This is a genomic window from Prevotella sp. S7-1-8 (genome assembly GCF_000758925.1).
In the GTDB taxonomy this organism is placed as follows: Bacteria; Bacteroidota; Bacteroidia; order Bacteroidales; family Bacteroidaceae; genus Prevotella.
The window spans coordinates 32,238-49,935 of record NZ_JRNC01000050.1 but is presented as its reverse complement, the minus strand read 5'-3'; the positions used below and the strand labels follow the sequence as shown (position 1 = coordinate 49,935).

Here is a 17,698-nt window from a genome sequence, read left to right as displayed (position 1 = left end):
ATAGTTCGGGATAAAAATAGATTTTATTCATTTGAAAACGACAAGCTATCTGGATTAAGGTTTTCACGTAATCAACATAAAACCATTCTGTTATATTGTAGGATAGCAAAATCATCAGATTATAAAAATATATGTATCTGTGTGGAACATCCCAATGTCATAATAGAATATCTTCATTCTCTTTTGTGTGATTTGCCATTTATCAATCTTAAAAACGTTTTAGGTCAAATGCCGATTGGTTTTTGCGTCCAATCAAGTTTTCATGCTTTTGAATATTGTTTTGATCAAATGCCGAACATGCCCTCGCAATCATCTGTTGCTGCCGTGTTGAATGATTGTGATATGCTCATCATGGATTTATCGGATTATTGGCAAGTTGTTTTTAATATTTTTGTTCATCGTGCGTCTCGCGGTAGCATTTTAATAGTTCAGGATATTTATTCCACTCCACAATCATTAAAAGATTGGAAAAAAATATGCGCAGATAATCGAACGGGAGTAACATTTGATCTGTATGACTGTGGAATTGTTTTTTTCGATCTGAACATGTACAAACAACATTATAAAGTAAATCTGTAATCTTGTTTTATTTTCTTTAAATTACATTTGTTTTATGCTAAGCAAAAAAGATGGTAATTTATTTGGAAATTCAAATTAATTGGTTATTTTTGCGCCACAAAAAACTTACATGTAATAATTACCGCTATGTATTGGACATTGGATTTGGCTTCGAAATTGGAAGATGCTCCTTGGCCTGCAACTAAGGAGGAATTGATTGATTATGCTATACGTTCTGGCGCTCCGGCTGAGGTGCTGGAAAACTTACAGGAGATAGAAGATGAGGGTGATGTCTATGAAAGTATCGAGGATATTTGGCCCGATTATCCTACAAAGGATGATTTTCTATGGAATGAGGACGAATATTAATTTCAAAGTTAACGAGTGGCCGTTCTTTAATTATTAAGAACGGCCTATTTTGTGCAATAAACCAAGGGCTCAATCGTTATCACAATGTGATTATTCGACATTGGATATTATTATTCGCATTTGCTGTTGGGGCGACCAACGTACGCGCGCAGTATGACCCATCGTTCAGTCATTACTTCGACATGGAGACCGCCTATAATCCTGCCGCTGTGGGGAAGCAATCCCAACTGAACGTAACGGCTGGTTATGCACTTGATTTAGCTGGATTTGAACATAACCCGCAAACAGCGTATGCCGCATTAGACATGCCCTTTTATGCTTTGAAGAGTTGTCATGGCGCAGGCGTGCAGTTTATGAATGATAAATTAGGGCTTTTTGCTCATCAGAGATTTGCGTTGCAATACGCGTCAAAATTCCATCTTTTTAATGGTCAAATAAGTGCTGGCGTTCAAGCTGGAATGATAAGTGAGATTTTTGATGGTACTAAAGTTGATGTAGAAGACGCGAACGATCCGGCTTTTGCCGCCACAAAACTTTCCGGTAATATTTTGGATTTTGGAGCTGGCTTGCGCTATACAAACCATGGTTGGTATGTAGGCATGTCAGTGATGCACCTCACCTCACCATTGGTTAGTCTTGGAGAAAGACAAGAATTACAAATAGATCGAACTTATTATTTGACGGCTGGAGGCAATATTAAACTACGTCATCCGTTTTTAACAATAAAGCCCTCTTTCTTGATGCGAACAGACATGGTAACTTTTCGATCAGATATTACGGCAAGGTTAATCTATTCAAATGATAAAAAAATCATATATGGTGGATTAAGTTACAGCCCGTCCAATTCCGTTACGGCATTGGTTGGAGGCAGCGTTCATGGTGTTCTTGTTGGTTATAGCTATGAGGTCTACACTTCGGCTATTAACCCGGGAAATGGCAGTCATGAGATTTTTATTGGCTATCAACACGAAATTAATCTTGCGAAAAAAGGCAAGGCCTTGCACAAAAGTGTTCGTATTCTTTAATGAAACAAGCAGGGCTTTTCAAAAAACAGAAGGTAAAACATTTATATGAGAAAAAATTTAATCATAACTTTGTGCCTTATGTCACTCATTTCGACCGTTTCGTCATGTTTCAGCGCGAAGTCTGTGTCTGCTTCGGGAAAAGGCGGCGAGGTCGTGGGTGTTATGGGTAAGACTTTCAATGAGCCTACCCCTTATGGCATGGTGCGTATCAATCGTGGCCATTTGAGGATGGGACTTGACGGGAAAGATAGTCTTTGGGGTAAAAAAACGCTACAGCGAGACATATCCGTCGATGGTTTTTGGATGGATGAGACCGAAGTAACCAACTCGCAATACAAACAGTTTGTCATGTGGGTACGCGACAGCATACTTCGTACTCGATTGGCCGACCCTTCCTATGGCGGTGACGAGACCTACATGATAACAGAAGATAAGAATGGTGATCCTGTCACGCCGCATCTCAATTGGAAAAAGCGTTTGCCTCGAAAACCCAACGAAGACGAAGAGCGAGCTATAGAGAGCCTGTATGTTACAAATCCGGTCACGGGAGAAAAGCTGCTCGATTGTCGTCAGATGAATTATAAGTTTGAAATCTATGATTATGCCGCGGCAGCTTTACGGCGCAATCGCATAAACCCCAAAGAGCGCAATCTTAACACGGATGTTGCCGTTGATCCCAACGAGTCTGTCATCATCAGCAAAGACACGGCATACATTGACGATGAGGGACGCATTGTCAGGAAGACTATCAATCGGCCTTTGTCAGGACCGTGGGATTTCCTTAACACTTATATTGTCAATATCTATCCTGACACCACGGTATGGGTTAATGATTTTCAAAATTCTGATAATGAGACCTATCTACGTAATTATTTTTCCAATGCAGCCTATAACGACTATCCGGTGGTGGGAGTGACTTGGGAGCAAGCCAACGCTTTTTGCGCTTGGCGCACAGACTATCTTCTCAAGGGGCTTGGCGCCGAGGCTCGTTATATTCAACGCTATCGCTTGCCCACCGAGGCGGAATGGGAGTATGCGGCTCGTGGCAAGGAGCAAAATGAGTTTCCGTGGAACCACGAGATGGTTGTAAACGGGGATGGCTGTTTTTATGCCAATTTCAAGCCAGACCGTGGCAACTATACCAAAGATGGCAATCTTATCTCCAGTAAGGTAGCTGCTTATTCGCCCAATAGTAATGGCCTTTACGATATGGCGGGCAACGTGGCGGAATGGACCAGTACCATCTACACGGAGGCTGGAGTCAACGCGATGAATGACCTTAATCCACAACTTAAGTATAATGCGGCGATAGAGGATCCTTATAGGCTTAAAAAGAAGAGCGTGCGGGGTGGCTCTTGGAAAGATCCTGAGAGTTTCATCAAGTCTGCTTGGCGCACTTGGGAGTACCAAAACCAACCACGTTCCTATATTGGCTTTCGCTGCGTCCGTTCGTTCGCCAACTCAATCACTGCAAAACAAAAAAAGAAATAAACGCCATGTCTAACTATAGTAAATACAATATAGTATACCGTCTGCAAAAGTGGATGGACACCGTTGCCGGGCAAACGTTCCTCAATTATGCCTATAGTTGGGGCGCTTCCATAGTTATTTTAGGTGCTCTCTTCAAGCTCACACACCTGCCGGGAGCAAATGTCATGTTATTCATAGGCATGGGTACGGAGGTGGTGGTGTTTTTTATTTCCGCTTTTGATCGGCCGTTTGACAAAACTGCCGATGGCCGTGAAATACCTACTCGTGTTACGGAAGAATATCTTTCACAAGGTATTGTTAGCTATTCCGGAGATCATCAATCCGACAATATGTTTCAGTCACAGTCTGTTCATAACTTTGAAGAAAACGCTTCCCTTCCCATTGGTTCTTCTGCTCTTGGGCACAAAGCGCCCCTCCATGCGCATCAAGAAGATTTGTTGAAAGACACTTCTAATCCCATGGAGGCGAAGACAATTTCTCCTAATTTCGTACCGCAAATGTCCGCGGAGGATGCCGAGGCTCTCAACGCGGCTCAAGCCAATTACGTGGAGGAATTGAAAAAACTTGTGAGTACGCTTGAAAAAGTTAATCAACAGAGTGCCCGCCTCACGCGTGACAGCGAGGAGATGGAAAATCTCAACCGCACGCTCACGGGCATCAGCAAGGTTTACGAGATGCAACTCAAGGGAGCCAGTCAGCAGATTGGTACGATAGATCAGATAAACGACCAAAGTCGCAAAATGGCTCAGCAGATAGAGCGGCTCAATCAAATTTACGCCCGTATGATAGAAGCCATGACGGTCAATATGCATGCCGCCACAACAAATCCCTCCGCGACGCCAAACGACAGCGGGGTGTAGCCCATCTCTCATTTCTTGTCACATTTGTGCCCCCGCGAATGTGTCCCCCTTAAAAAGATAAAAATATAAATGGCAATCAAGAAAAGACCGGTATCGCCTCGCCAAAAGATGATAAACCTCATGTACGTCGTCTTGTTGGCAATGCTCGCGTTGAACATCTCCACGGAGGTGCTCAATGGTTTCGCCGTCGTTGAAGAAAGTTTAAGCAGGACTACCAATAACGCGACCATCGAAAATGACGCCGTATATGGCGATTTCAAAAAACAGATGGCAGCCAATCCGGCGAAGGTCAGGGAATGGTTTGAGAAAGCTACCGAGGTGAAAAACATGAGCGACTCGCTCTATAATCTTGCCCAAGAACTCAAATTTGCCATTGTGCAAGAAGCCGAAGGCAAGAATGCCACGCTCGCGGATGCAGAGAACAATGACAACATTGATGCCGCCGGAACCGTTATGCTGGCTCCAATCACGGGTAGAGGCGCGGAACTTTACAAGGCCATCAATTCATTTCGCGCGCGTATACTCGCGTATTTGCCTGATCCTAAACGGCGGCAGCTTGTCAATAACAGTTTGTCCACCAGCGTGCCACGAAAAGCCAATACCCTCGGCAAAAATTGGCAAGAATACATGTTTGAGAACATGCCGGTTGCCGCCGCGGTCACGCTTCTCTCCAAATTGCAAAACGATGTTCGCCATGCGGAGGGGGAGGCGTTGCATACATTGGTGTCAAACGTAGACATCAAAGATGTTCGCGTCAACAAGCTCTCGGCGTTTGTGGTGCCTGAAAAGACCACGCTATATCCCGGCGAGCGTTTCTCGGCTCAAATTGTAATGGCGGCGATAGACACCACCAAGCAACCCGAGATTTATGTCAATGGCAGCAGGGTGTCCACCTCCAACGGCCAGTATGGTTTTACGGCAGGCGGTGTTGGCGAACACCGGTTTGGAGGATATATCTTGATGCGCAATGCCAATGGAGATGTTTTGCGTCGAAATTTCACGCAGAAATACAGCGTCATCCCCGTGCCGGGAGGCGCCACGGTGGCGGCTGATCTTATGAACGTGCTCTATGCCGGATATAAAAATCCCATCAGCGTCAGTGTTCCGGGAGTTCCCCAAAACGCGGTTTCCATATCCATGAACGGTGGGCGGCTCTCCACGTTGGGCCCTGGGCGGTATGTCGCCGTTCCGTCAGCGGTTGGTCGCGATGTTACATTCAGGGTCTCGGCTCGTGATGGTGGCAAGATGCGTTCGTTCCCCCCATTTACGTTCAAGGTGCGTAAGCTGCCGGACCCCACGCCTTATATTGCCATGGGCACAGATAGGTACAAGGGTGGAAATCTTTCCAAGGCATCCCTTATGCAGGCCACGCGTCTTAGTGCCGCTATAGACGATGGCATTCTTGACATACAGTTCAGGGTCGCAAGTTTCTCCGTCGTGTTCTATGATAATATGGGCAATGCCGTCCAGATGGCTTCCGCGGGTGATAGATTCACCGATCGTATGGTTGGCCAGTTCCGTAGATTGTCACGTGGCCGGCGATTCTATATCACCGAAGTCAAGGCTGTTGGCCCTGATGGCATTGCCAGGACGTTGCCCGGAGCCATGGAGATTAAGCTCAGATAGGAACATCTTTTCCTTGCGTGGGTGTTTGCTTTAGTGTAGGTTGATAAATAAAAAATATTTGTTAGAAGGCTATATAGATCATGAGAAAAATATTTTTAACGTTGATCATTGTTTTTGTTGCCACTGTCGCCATGGCTCAACCGCGTGCGCGTCGCGAGCGGCAAGTAGTCGAGGCTCGACAGTCCAATGGAAATAATATGACGGTTCGCGCTCAGATATCATTTCCCACAGAGCCCAAAATGAGCGAGTCGGTGGTATGGCGACGTGATGTTTACCGCGAGCTTGACCTCAAGGACGACGCCAACGCCTGTCTTTATTATCCAGTGGAGCCTTTGGGCACGCAGATGAACCTTTTCACCTATATGTTCAAGCTCATCATGGCCGGACCTCGTCACGGTGGCATTGCCGCTTACGCCTATGATGTCAATACTGGCAGTGAGCGTTTTGACGAGTCGCTACGCGTCAACCCTTTGAAGTTCTTGGACGACTATCACATTTTTTACGAGCGCACGGATCGCGGCGTTCATATCAGCGACAGCGATATCCCATCGGCGGAGGTCAAAGGCTATTTTATCAAGGAGAGCGCCTATTTTGACCAATCCACGGCCACGTTCCACAAGCAGGTGCAAGCCATCTGCCCCGTGATGTACCGCGAAGACGATTTTGGCGATGGCACCACAAAATATCCACTCTTTTGGGTCAAGTATGAAGACTTGGTGCCTTTCTTGGCCAAACAGACCATTATGACCAGCAATCTCAACAATGCCGCCACCATGAGCCTTGATGATTATTTCACGATCAATGCTTACAAAGGCAAAATTTATAAAACAACCAATATGCTCGGACAAACACTCGCGCAGGAGGTCGGTGGCGATTCCGTCAAGTTGTCGCGCGAGCAGCGGCGTGTTGATAACGAGATTAAAGAGTTCGAGCGGCGTATTTGGGGTGATCCCGCTGTTAAGGATTCGCTCGACTCCATTGCGAAATTAGACCAAAAAACGCTCAAATCTGTTCGAAAAAAACATCGGTCTGGAAGTGGCCGAAGTTCGTTTAAGAAAAAAAACAGTGATTCTTCTCCAGTTTCCAAGGGGACCACTGCGCGTGTCACGGTTCGTCGGCAGAGACACTGATATGTTTCAATAATATTCATACATTTCAAGATATAATATTTTTATGAAAAAACTTTCAATCACTTTGATCTTTCTCATCGCTTTATTGTTTTCTAATCAGGCCGACGCTCAAGTGAGGTTTGGTGTTAAAGGCGGTGTCAACGTGTCCAAAATCAGTTTTAGTCAATCCACGTTCAGCGGAAAAAATCGCACAGGTTTTTTCATTGGCCCTACTGTCAAGTTCACATTGCCAATTGTCGGCCTTGGCCTTGACGCTTCTGCGTTGTTTGACCAGCGCGCCACCGAGATAGCCGGTGGGACGGCCGCCAGCGGCGAAACCACGGTGAAACAGCGTTCCGTTGTCTTGCCCATCAATTTACGTTATGGTTGGGGGCTTAGCAGTTTGGCCAATGTTTTTGTCTTCGCTGGGCCTGAATTTGCTTTCAATGTAGGCGATAGCAATTTTGAGTGGACCGATGCCAAAAGCTATAAAAACGTTTTCCAACTCAAGAAGTCGACTACCAATGTCAATCTTGGAGCTGGTTTTACGCTTTTCGATCACTTGCAAATTACGGGCAATTATAATGTCGCTATAGGCAAAACTGGCGAGATAAAGATACACAAACTTGACCAACAAGTAACCGACGCCATTGACATGGCCCATACTAACACTTGGCAGCTCTCTGCTACCTATTTCTTTTAATCGCGGTTAGACTGCTTGTTCACAAGTGTTTTTTTTGTAGATAAACTTATATTGAAAAAGCATGGCCAGGCGCAAGTGACAGCCTTGGCCATGTTTTTTTCGTTTTTTGTAAAAAGACTTAAATTAAACGCCGTGGCTCATGTTTGGTTTGCGGATAACATATTTTGGTGTTATCTTTGCAACCATCCATTTGATTTACAATAAGCAACATGAAGATTATAAAAGACAATAAGTTTGGAGGGGAGCGTCCCCTCTTTGGATTAAAAAACGCTTCTATTGATAATATTGAGATAACAGATGGAGAGTCGGGCGTAAAGTGCTGCGAGAATCTCACATGCGACAATTCTCGTTTCTATGGCAAATATCCGTGGTGGCATGTCAATCATAGCGTCATCACCAACTGTTATTTTGCCGAGGGCAGCCGGTCTGCCATATGGTACAGCGACGACATGGTTATGAAAGATTGCGTTATTGATGGCCCCAAGTTCTTCCGGGAGATGAAAAAGCTCAGCTTGGAGAATGTAAAAATCAACGATGCCGATGAGACTTTCTGGAAAATAGATGGCCTGTCCATAAAGAATGTGGAGCTTCATCAAGGTACATATCCCTTCATGTTTTGTCGCGATATTTTTGTTGACAGACTTGTGAGCGATGCCAAATATGTGTTCCAGTACTGTGAGAACGTTGAGATCCATCATGCCAAGATCACTACCAAAGATTCATTTTGGGAGTGTAAAAATGTGGTAGTGTACGATTCAGTTCTCGATGGCGAATACCTTGCATGGCATTCTTCCAATATCAAATTTGTGCGTTGTCACATCAGTGGCGAGCAACCGTTGTGTTATATGGACAATGTCGTGCTCGAAGATTGCACTTTCGATTCCGCTTGCGACCGTGCTTTTGAAGACTGCACCAATATCAACGCCGACATAAGGGGTGCTATCACCAATGTCAAGAACCCAGTTTCTGGCCGTATAGTGGCCGACGCTATTGGGTCTGTTACTTATGACGAGTTTGCTAAAGGCCATGATTGTGTTATTGAGACACGTCGGTAGCGTTTATTTTCCGACGTTATTTTCTTTGTGTTAGAATACCATTCGTTGTGCCATATATCCATTTTCTCATATCCTAAACACTTGTTCCAATGTTCAATTTCGATACCCCTGTCAGTCGCCGTCATACCGGCTCATTAAAGTGGGACACCATACCCGCCGACGTTCTTCCATTATGGGTAGCCGATATGGATTTTCCAGTCGCTCCCGCCATACAGCGAGCGCTCGTCGATCGAGTGTCTCATGGCATATTTGGATACGCCAATGTAGACCACACTTACTACGATGCCATCATCTCATGGTTTGGCCGTCGGCACGATTGGTCTATCCAGCGCGAATGGATACGCTACACCACGGGAGTTGTGCCCGCCATCAGTTGTTGCCTCAAGGCACTCACGCTGCCGGGTGAGCGAGTGCTCGTGCAAACTCCAGTGTACAATTGTTTCTTCTCGTCCATTCGCAATCAAGGTTGCGACATTGTGGAGAATGAGCTTGTGCGCCATGATGATACATACGTTATTGATTGGGACGATTTCGAGTTGAAATGCGCCGACGAGAAAGTCACGGTATTCTTGCTTTGCAATCCCCACAATCCAGCCGGCCGAGTATGGACAGCCGAAGAGTTGGGACGTATGGGCCAAATCTGCCGTCGTCACGGCGTGCGCGTCATCAGCGACGAGATACATTGCGAACTTGTCATGCCGGGTTACACCTATACGCCCTTTGCCGCGGTCAATGATACCAACCTCAACAACAGTGTCACTCTCAACTCGCCGTCCAAGAGCTTCAATATCGCCGGCTTGCAAATAGCCAATATCGTATGCCCCGACGCCGATGTGCGCCGGCGCGTGGATCGTGTCATCAATATTTACGAAGTATGCGATGTCAATCCCTTTGGCCCCATCGCTTTAAAGGCCGCCTATAATGAGAGTGAGCGATGGTTGGACGAGCTTATACCGTATATACACGGTAATTACCAGTTCCTCAAATCATACCTTGCCGAGCACCTTCCCTCTGTGGATGTCGTTCGGCTTGAGGGCACCTATTTGGCGTGGGTTTCCATCCGCTCGTTGGGTATCAATGGCGATGAGGCGGCTCGTCTTTTATTAAAAGATGGCAAGGTGTTCCTTTGCAGTGGCATGCTCTATGGCAAGCGTGCAGGGCGCGATTATCTCCGTGTCAACCTTGCTTGTCCTCGCGGTTTGCTGCGCGAGGCCATGTCTCGCGTGGTCGCGACACTGTCCGCGATATAAGCGTTCCACAAGCGCTTGTGCCCATGTCTGTCAATGGGTCGACGCTTTCATGAAAAAACCAATGCCGACGCGATTGTCCAATCGCGTCGGCATTGGTTTCTTTCTTTTTGTCTTGCCGCTTCACATATTTATGCTTTCCATGATGCGTCTCATCGCGCCAGCCTTTCCTTTCACGTATTCTTGCGCTTGTCCGCCGCTCCGGGCTCGAAAATCATTGTCGTGCGTGAGCCTGCCCATCACCGCGTCAAATGTTCGTGGGTCTGTTATCTCCAATCCGCCTTGTGCCGCGATCAACTCTTGTGCTTCCTGAAAATGCTTGTTCTCAGGGCCAAAAATAACCGGGATGCCCCATACGGCCGCTTCCAGCACGTTATGGATGCCAGCGCCAAATCCACCCCCCACGTAGGCCACGGTGCCGTAGTGGTATATGCTCGATAGCAATCCGAAGCAGTCCACGATCAAACATTCGGCCGCACTTGCGCTTTCAGCCGAGGCTGTGGAATATCGTATGGTTTTTCGGTTCAGTTTTTCCTCGATGCTCCGCAGGTGGTCTTCGCTCACCACATGAGGCGCGATGATCAGCTTCCATTCCTTGTGTTGGTTAAAATAGGGTATGAAAACATCCTCGTCAGGCTCCCACGACGACCCGGCCACAAAAACGCCTTGCGTTCCCTCTACAAAAGCCTCCACGATGGGCAGTCTTTTGCTGGCCTCTTTAATCTGTAGCACTCGGTCAAAACGCGTGTCGCCCACCACGCTCACGCAGCCAATATTCAGCTGTCTCAATAGTTCTCGGCTCTTCTCGTTTTGCACGAAAAAATGGCTGAAACAGTACAGCACCTTTCGATAACTCCTGCCATACCATTTAAAAAATATTTGGTCAGGGCGGAAAATACTCGATACGCTATACGTTGGCACGCCTCTGTGTTTCAATATGTGCAGGTAGTTGTACCAGAACTCGTATTTTATGAAAAACGCCATTTCAGGCCTCACCATCCGCAAAAAACGCCGTGCGTTGCTTATGGTGTCTATGGGCAAGTAGCAGCAAATGTCCGCTCCTTTATAATCTTTCCTTACCTCGTAGCCAGAGGGTGAGAAAAAAGTCAGAAGCACTTTGTATTCTGGCCACTCTTTCCTGATATGCTCTATGAGCGGCCTGCCCTGCTCAAACTCGCCTAACGACGCCGCGTGAAACCATACGTACCGTGCCGACGGGTCAACCTTTCCCTCCAAAATGTGGTAAGCGTCATGCTCGCCCACCCACATTTTTCTCACTTTCTCACTGAGCAGGCTGCCCATCCATACACCGATTTGGTATAACCAAATAAAGATTTGATACATGTTTTAAGTTAGCGTTCCATGTCTCGACACTCGGCCGAATCTATGTTACTCGCCCGAGGGAAGTACCTCAATGGCTTTTCTCAATCGTTTGATAGTTTCTTCTTTTCCTAAAAAAGCGGATATGTCAAACATGCCGGGGCCTTTGCCCACACCCACCAATGTCAATCTGAAAGCGTTCATGATGTCGCCCATCTTGTATCCCTTGTCGGCTATCCATTGTTCCACGATGGGTTCTTGTCCCTCCACGGAGAAGTCGTCTATATCCTTCAGCACCTCAACCAGCTCTGTCATTTGCCGCGTAGAGTAGGGCTTCCAGCGTTTTTTCACGGTTTTCTCATCGTAAGAAGTTGGCGCGATGAAGAAGAAAGAGCATAGCGGCCACAGTTCTTTCACGAAGTTCACCCGGTCTTTCATCATGTGCACCACCTCTTTCACCCGCTCAAACGTTTCCTCCACGCCGTTTCCGGCCACGATCGCCGCGAAGTCGCGCGCGATTTCGTCGTCGCTCTTGCGCAAGATGTACTCATGGTTGAACCATACGCCTTTTTGGTAGTCGAAACGGGCACCGCTTTTCGAGCATTTCCCAATGTCGAAAGTGTTCACCAGCTCTTCCATGGAGAATATTTCCTGCTCTGTGCCCGGGTTCCATCCCAACAGCGCCAGGAAATTGATCACGGCCTCCGGGAAATAGCCACTTTCGCGATAACCCGCGCTCACGTCGCCGGTCTTGGGGTCACGCCATTCCAATGGGAATACCGGAAATCCCAGCCGGTCGCCGTCGCGCTTGGACAGTTTGCCTTTGCCCTCCGGTTTCAGCAGTAGCGGCAAGTGCGCGAAACTTGGCATGCTGTCTTTCCATCCCAACGCCTCGTAAAGCAACACGTGCAATGGCGCCGATGGCAGCCATTCCTCGCCGCGAATTACGTGGCTCACCTCCATCAAGTGGTCGTCCACGATATTTGCCAAATGGTAGGTGGGCAGTTCGTCCGCGCTTTTGTACAGCACCTTGTCGTCCAAGATGTCGCTTTTCACGTGTATCTCGCCGCGTATCAGGTCGTCCACCATGATGTCTTGTCCCGGCTCAACCTTGAAGCGCACGGTATATTGGGTACCATCCACGATAAGCTGCTCCCATTCCGTGCGATCCATCACCAACGAGTTTCGCATCTCCATGCGCGTGGTGGCGTCGTATTGGAAGTTGGGCACTTCCTTGCGCTTGCGCTCCAATTCCTCGGGCGTGTCAAAAGCATAGTACGCCTTGCCTTCCTCCACCAACTGATCAACATATTTCCGATATGTCTCCCGTCGCTCGCTTTGGCGGTAGGGACCGTATTTTCCACCTATGCCCACACCCTCGTCAAATGTTATTCCCAACCATTCGAAAGCCTCAAGGATGTATTCCTCCGCGCCGCTTACAAACCGGTTGGAGTCTGTGTCTTCTATGCGGAGTATCAAATCGCCGCCGTGCTGGCGCGCGAAGAGATAGTTAAAAAGCGCGGTGCGCACGCCGCCAATGTGTAAAGGGCCTGTTGGGCTGGGTGCGAATCGAACCCGTACTCTTCTTGCTGACATGATATAAAACTTATAATTTTTTGCAAAATTAATATATTTTTTCGATTTTGCCGTATTAATTTAGTATTTTCGCAGAGCGAACACAATAAAAGAATCGTGCATGGGTATCATTGAGAACCATTATAAAAAGGAACGACGGCATTGGCGCAAAAATGCCATACGAGTAGCCCTTGTCTTTCTTACCACGGCTCTTGTCGTCTGGTTTTTGCCACGTCGAGAGGGTAAGCAGTACGCTTACGAGGTGGGTGAGCCGTGGCGTTATGGCACCGTCATAGCCAAATACGATTTTCCTATCTACAAGACAGATGAGGCTATCGCCTCCGAAAAAGACTCGTTGCTCAGCCAGTTTCAGCCTTATTTCATTTACGACCACCATGTGGAGGGAGAGGTTTTGGCCAAGTTCAAGCGAGATTTCAAGAACGGCATGCACGGTTTGCCCTCCGCTTACCGCAAGGTGGTGGTCGACAGGCTGCACCGGTTGTATCAATCCGGCATCATGGAGAAACCCAATTACGACCGGATCATGCGCGGCGACACGGCCAAGTTGGTGCGTGTCATCTTTGGCAAGAGCACGGAGAGCTTGCCCATCAACTGTCTCTACTCCACGATGTCGGCCTATGAGAGTTTGCTCGATGACGAGACACTCGCACCCGAGCGCGCCGCGTTGCAAAAGCTCGATCTCACCGATTATATAGAGCCTAACCTCCTTTTCGACAAGGAGCGCACGGAGACGGCCAAGAACGATTTGCTCAGCGGCGTGTCGCCAGCGAGTGGCATGATGATGAGCGGGCAGAAAATCATTGGCGTGGGTGATATGGTCAACGATTACAACTATCGCGTGCTGTCCTCGTGGGAGAGGGAGATGGAGCGGCGTAGCGCCTCCAAATCGCAGCTCACCAATATCCTCATAGGAAATTTCATCTACGTTTTCATCTTGGTGGCTTGCTTCACTTGCTATTTGGCGCTCTTTCGCAAAGATTATTTCAACAAGCCGCGTAGCATCGCCATGCTCTATTCTTTCATCGTGTTGTACCCCATATTGGTGTCGCTCATGATGAAACATGTCTATTTCAATCTCAGCGTGTACATCATTCCTTTCGCCCTTATCCCCATCTTTGTCAGGGTTTTCATGGATGCTCGCACGGCATTTATGACGCACACGATCACGGTGCTCATATCCGCCATCGCCGTGCGCTACCAGTTTGATTTCATCATCATACAGATAGTGTCGGGATTGGTGGCCATCTTCTCGCTGCGAGAGATGTCCTCCCGCGCGCAGGTTTTCAAGACGGCGCTTTTCGTCGCCCTCGCCATGAGCGCCACCTACATGGCCATCAAGCTCGCGCAGAGTGGCGACGACTTCAACATGGACACCAACATGCTCTACCATTTCCTTATCAATGGCGTGATCGTCCTGCCCGCTTACCCCATGATGTACCTTGTGGAGAAGGCCTTCGGGTTTGTCTCAAACATTACCCTCATAGAGCTTTCCAACACCAACAAGGGGTTGTTGCGCAATCTCAGCGAGGTGGCTCCTGGCACGTTCCAGCACTCCATCACCGTGGGAAACCTTGCCGCCGAGATAGCCAACAAGGTGGGGGGCAACAGCACCCTTGTGCGTACCGGCGCCCTTTACCATGACATTGGCAAGATGGTCAATCCCGCATTCTTCACCGAGAACCAGCAGGGTGGCGTCAATCCGCATGACAATCTAACCGACAAGGAGAGCGCGCGCGTCATCATCGAGCACGTGGCCAATGGTGTCAAGATAGCCGAGGAGGCCAATCTCCCCGTCGCCATCATCGACTTTATACGCACGCATCATGGGCGCAACGTCACAAAGTATTTCTATGTGAAGTATCAAAACGACCACCCCGACGAGGTGGTCGACAAGGAGCTGTTCACCTATCCCGGACCCAACCCATACACTCTCGAGCAGGCTATCCTCATGATGGCCGACACCTGTGAGGCCGCCTCGCACTCGTTGCGCGAGTACAGCGAGGAGACGTTGGCCGCGTTGGTCAACAAGCTCATAGACCAATTGGTTGCCGACGGCTGTTTCAAGGAGTGCAAAATCACGTTTTACGACATCGCCACGGCCAAGCTCGTGCTCATAGACAGGCTCAAGGCCATCTACCACACCCGCGTGAAATACCCGTCCAGAATGGCCAAGAGGGGCGACGGCGCGCCCCGATAGCCGTCGGGTCGCGCGTGGATGGTGGGTTGGGGCATACGGCTCGGCCGTGGCTTGGAGGCCATCTCTACGTGTCTTTTCTATATAAACTGTCAGAGAAAAATCACAAATTTTGGGCTTCGCAAATCATCTGTTTTAGCTGTACCCAACTTCTTTTTTTTATCATAAAGTAGGGTTCTTGGTGGCTCCGTGACGCTGCCCCCATGCCATTGGCGCTCGTTCGTGTCGCGTTTCGCGCCCAATCCCAATGCGATACGATGCCATTGGCGAGCTGTTTCGCGCTTTATCGTGCCACGTAAAGTGCCTAAACGTGACGGCGCAAGAAAACTTTTTTCTTGTCAATTGGTAAATGACGACGTATCAGTTTGATTTATAGGCGATAAATGAAAACCCTCCATTCTTGCGTATTTTCGACCAAAGACTTCGTCGTTTGCAAATACGCTCATTTCCAGTAGCTTTTTGTCCTGTTTTTTTTATGCCTCGAGAGCTGCTGCAAGCGCATCAAGACAACGACCGCGCGGTGATGCGTCTGTATGGCTTTGGGCTCAAGATGACAGAGACGGAGTGCGTGGCCGAGCTGTCCAGGCTGTACGAGCGCATGGTATAGTGGCGCGTGGGGGTATGGCAATGGTTGAGGGACGGGCTTTTGGCGCGCGCCTGAAACGTGGCGCGCGGGTCATGGTGAGCGACGCGCTCGCCTGTTGTCGGTAATCCTTGACGCCTTGTTATAAATGTCACAAGGCCTCGGTGGCCTCGCGCAGCCATGCCCGCTCTCCCTCGTCGAGGTGTGGCGAGAGCGTGTCGCGCACCTGTTGGTGGTAGTCGTTGAGCCATGCCACCTCCTCGGCGAGCATCATCTCCCGAACGATGGGGGCGGTGTCTATGGGGCAAAGGGTGAGCGACTCGAATTGCAAGAACTGCCCAAACTCTGTCTCCTTGTAGGGCGTGATGAGCAACGTGTTCTCTATGCGCGCGCCGAAACGCCCCGCAAGGTACAGCCCGGGCTCGTCGGTCACCGTCATGCCGGCCTTGAGCGGCGCGGGCACGTACTCCATTCGTATTTGGTGCGGCCCCTCGTGCACGTTGAGATAGGAGCCCACGCCGTGCCCGGTGCCATGCATATAGTTCATGCCCTCGCGCCACATGGCACTCCGGGCGAGTATGTCCAATTGGGTTCCCGAGGCTCCGCGCGGAAACTTGCAAAGCTCAAGCTGGATGTGCCCCTTGAGAACGAGCGTGTAGACGCGCCGCTCCTCGTCGGTGAGCGGGCCGAGCGGTATGGTGCGCGTGATGTCGGTGGTTCCGTCCTCGTATTGCGCGCCACTGTCCAACAGCAGGAAGCCCCGTGGCAGCAGCGCCGCGTCGGTGTCGGGCGTGGCCTCGTAGTGCACGATGGCCCCATGCTCGGCGTAGCCCGCGATGGTGTCGAAACTGATGTCGCGAAACAACGGTTGCTCGGCGCGCAGGTCGGTGAGCTTCTGGCTGACGGACATCTCTGTCTGCCCGCCCGCCTTGACGGCTGGCTTGAGCCACCGCAAAAACTTGACCATGGCTATGCCGTCCTTGAGCATGGCGTGGCGAAATCCCGCTATCTCCGTGTCGTTTTTCACGGCCTTCATGGCCGGTATGGGCGATGCTTGCCGCACCACTTCCTTGGTGTTCACCAGTTTGGCCAGTGTGTAGCTCGTCTCCTTGGGGTCCAATAGAATGTTGTACTCAAAATAATCTTTCAGTCCTTTTCGCACATCGGCGTATTGGGCGGTCGCCACTCCTTGGTCGTTGAGGTAACTTGTCACGTCGGCGGAGAGCTTCTCCTTGTCGCAATATAGCGTGGCGTGGTCGCTGTCGATGAGCAGGTAGGCCACGAACACGGGGTTGCAGTGTACGTCTGTGCCTCGCAAGTTGAGCGTCCATGCCACGTCGTCCAACGCCGACACTAACATGCCGTCGGCGTGAAGCTCGCGCAAAGCCTGCCTGACGCGCGCCAGTTTGCTCTTGGCGGTCTCGCCGGCATAAGTCATGGGGTGCACTGTCACCTTGTTGGTGGGTATGGCTGGGCGGTCTGTCCATATATTATTGAGAATGTCGAGGTTGGTGCGCACCGTGATGCCTCCCTCGCGTCGAAGGTCGGCGATGAGGCTCTCGGTGTCGTCAAGCGCGTTGACCATGCCGTCTACGCCCACCGAGTTGCCGCCAAACGCTCGCAATTCGGCACCTATCCACTGAGCGATGGTGGGCGTGCCGGGCATCCTGAGCTTCATCAATCGAAACTCGGTGCCCTCCAATTGCTTGGTCGCCGACAAGAAATAACGGCTGTCTGTCCACAACGCCGCCGACCGAAGGGTCACCACGGCCGTTCCGGCGGAGCCGTCGAAACCGCTAATCCACTGTCGGCCTTTCCATCGCTCGGGCACATACTCGCTGTGATGTGGGTCGGTACTTGGAAAAATAAAAGCGTCGAGTTTTTCTCGTCGCATCTCCTCTCTTAGAGCCGATAAACGTTGTTGAATTTTCATAAGATGATTAATTTGCGAAATGGACATGG

General features: G+C 49.4%; 15 protein-coding genes. 12 read left to right on the top strand and 3 right to left on the bottom strand.

The window, feature by feature from the left end:
- The 10 genes from HMPREF1640_RS08575 (at position 1) to HMPREF1640_RS08525 (ending at position 10,046) form a co-directional block, all read left to right on the top strand.
- Positions 1–579, top strand: a complete 579-nt coding sequence (locus tag HMPREF1640_RS08575; protein ID WP_231565871.1) for a hypothetical protein — start codon at positions 1–3, stop codon at positions 577–579.
- Between the two features lie 126 nt (positions 580–705).
- Entirely contained in the window at positions 706–927 is a 222-nt protein-coding gene (locus HMPREF1640_RS08570) for a DUF2795 domain-containing protein (protein ID WP_036893909.1), read from the top strand.
- 86 nt (positions 928–1,013) lie between these two features.
- Entirely contained in the window at positions 1,014–1,952 is a 939-nt protein-coding gene (locus HMPREF1640_RS08565; protein ID WP_036893908.1) for a type IX secretion system membrane protein PorP/SprF, read from the top strand.
- 78 nt (positions 1,953–2,030) lie between these two features.
- Positions 2,031–3,443 (top strand): SUMF1/EgtB/PvdO family nonheme iron enzyme, encoded by a 1,413-nt coding sequence (locus HMPREF1640_RS08560; RefSeq protein ID WP_369699827.1) that lies wholly within the window; start codon positions 2,031–2,033, stop codon positions 3,441–3,443.
- Positions 3,444–3,448: 5 nt separating this feature from the next.
- Positions 3,449–4,303, top strand: a complete 855-nt coding sequence (gene gldL / locus HMPREF1640_RS08555; RefSeq protein ID WP_036893905.1) for a gliding motility protein GldL — start codon at positions 3,449–3,451, stop codon at positions 4,301–4,303.
- A 69-nt stretch (positions 4,304–4,372) separates the two neighbouring features.
- Entirely contained in the window at positions 4,373–5,929 is a 1,557-nt protein-coding gene (gldM, locus tag HMPREF1640_RS08550) for a gliding motility protein GldM (RefSeq protein ID WP_036893904.1), read from the top strand.
- Positions 5,930–6,009: 80 nt separating this feature from the next.
- Positions 6,010–7,059, top strand: coding sequence for a gliding motility protein GldN (gene gldN, locus HMPREF1640_RS08545; protein ID WP_036893903.1), 1,050 nt, complete (start codon positions 6,010–6,012; stop codon positions 7,057–7,059).
- Between the two features lie 43 nt (positions 7,060–7,102).
- Positions 7,103–7,741, top strand: coding sequence for a porin family protein (locus HMPREF1640_RS08540; protein WP_036893902.1), 639 nt, complete (start codon positions 7,103–7,105; stop codon positions 7,739–7,741).
- A gap of 209 nt (positions 7,742–7,950) precedes the next feature.
- Entirely contained in the window at positions 7,951–8,796 is an 846-nt protein-coding gene (locus HMPREF1640_RS08530) for a DUF3737 family protein (protein ID WP_036893898.1), read from the top strand.
- A gap of 89 nt (positions 8,797–8,885) precedes the next feature.
- Entirely contained in the window at positions 8,886–10,046 is a 1,161-nt protein-coding gene (locus HMPREF1640_RS08525) for a MalY/PatB family protein (RefSeq protein WP_036893897.1), read from the top strand.
- Positions 10,047–10,166: 120 nt separating this feature from the next.
- On the opposite strand, the gene HMPREF1640_RS08520 is transcribed toward HMPREF1640_RS08525, so the two are convergent.
- Both HMPREF1640_RS08520 and gltX read right to left on the bottom strand, forming a co-directional pair.
- Positions 10,167–11,387 (bottom strand): 3-deoxy-D-manno-octulosonic acid transferase, encoded by a 1,221-nt coding sequence (locus HMPREF1640_RS08520; RefSeq protein ID WP_036893896.1) that lies wholly within the window; start codon positions 11,385–11,387, stop codon positions 10,167–10,169.
- Positions 11,388–11,432: 45 nt separating this feature from the next.
- A complete protein-coding gene (gltX, locus tag HMPREF1640_RS08515; RefSeq protein WP_036893895.1) occupies positions 11,433–12,959 on the bottom strand; it encodes a glutamate--tRNA ligase in 1,527 nt (508 codons plus the stop codon).
- 100 nt (positions 12,960–13,059) lie between these two features.
- On the opposite strand from gltX, the gene HMPREF1640_RS08510 reads away from it, so the two are divergent.
- Both HMPREF1640_RS08510 and HMPREF1640_RS13280 read left to right on the top strand, forming a co-directional pair.
- Positions 13,060–15,156 carry an HD family phosphohydrolase gene (locus tag HMPREF1640_RS08510; RefSeq protein WP_036893893.1) on the top strand — a complete coding sequence of 699 codons (2,097 nt, stop codon included), beginning with the start codon at positions 13,060–13,062 and terminating at the stop codon, positions 15,154–15,156.
- A 427-nt stretch (positions 15,157–15,583) separates the two neighbouring features.
- On the top strand, positions 15,584–15,760 hold the full coding sequence (locus tag HMPREF1640_RS13280; protein WP_156098761.1) for a type IIL restriction-modification enzyme MmeI: 177 nt from the start codon (positions 15,584–15,586) through the stop codon (positions 15,758–15,760).
- 127 nt (positions 15,761–15,887) lie between these two features.
- Here the strand turns inward: HMPREF1640_RS13280 and HMPREF1640_RS08500 are convergent, their stop codons facing one another.
- Positions 15,888–17,669, bottom strand: a complete 1,782-nt coding sequence (locus HMPREF1640_RS08500; protein ID WP_036893890.1) for an aminopeptidase P family protein — start codon at positions 17,667–17,669, stop codon at positions 15,888–15,890.
- Between the last annotated feature and the right edge of the window lie 29 nt (positions 17,670–17,698).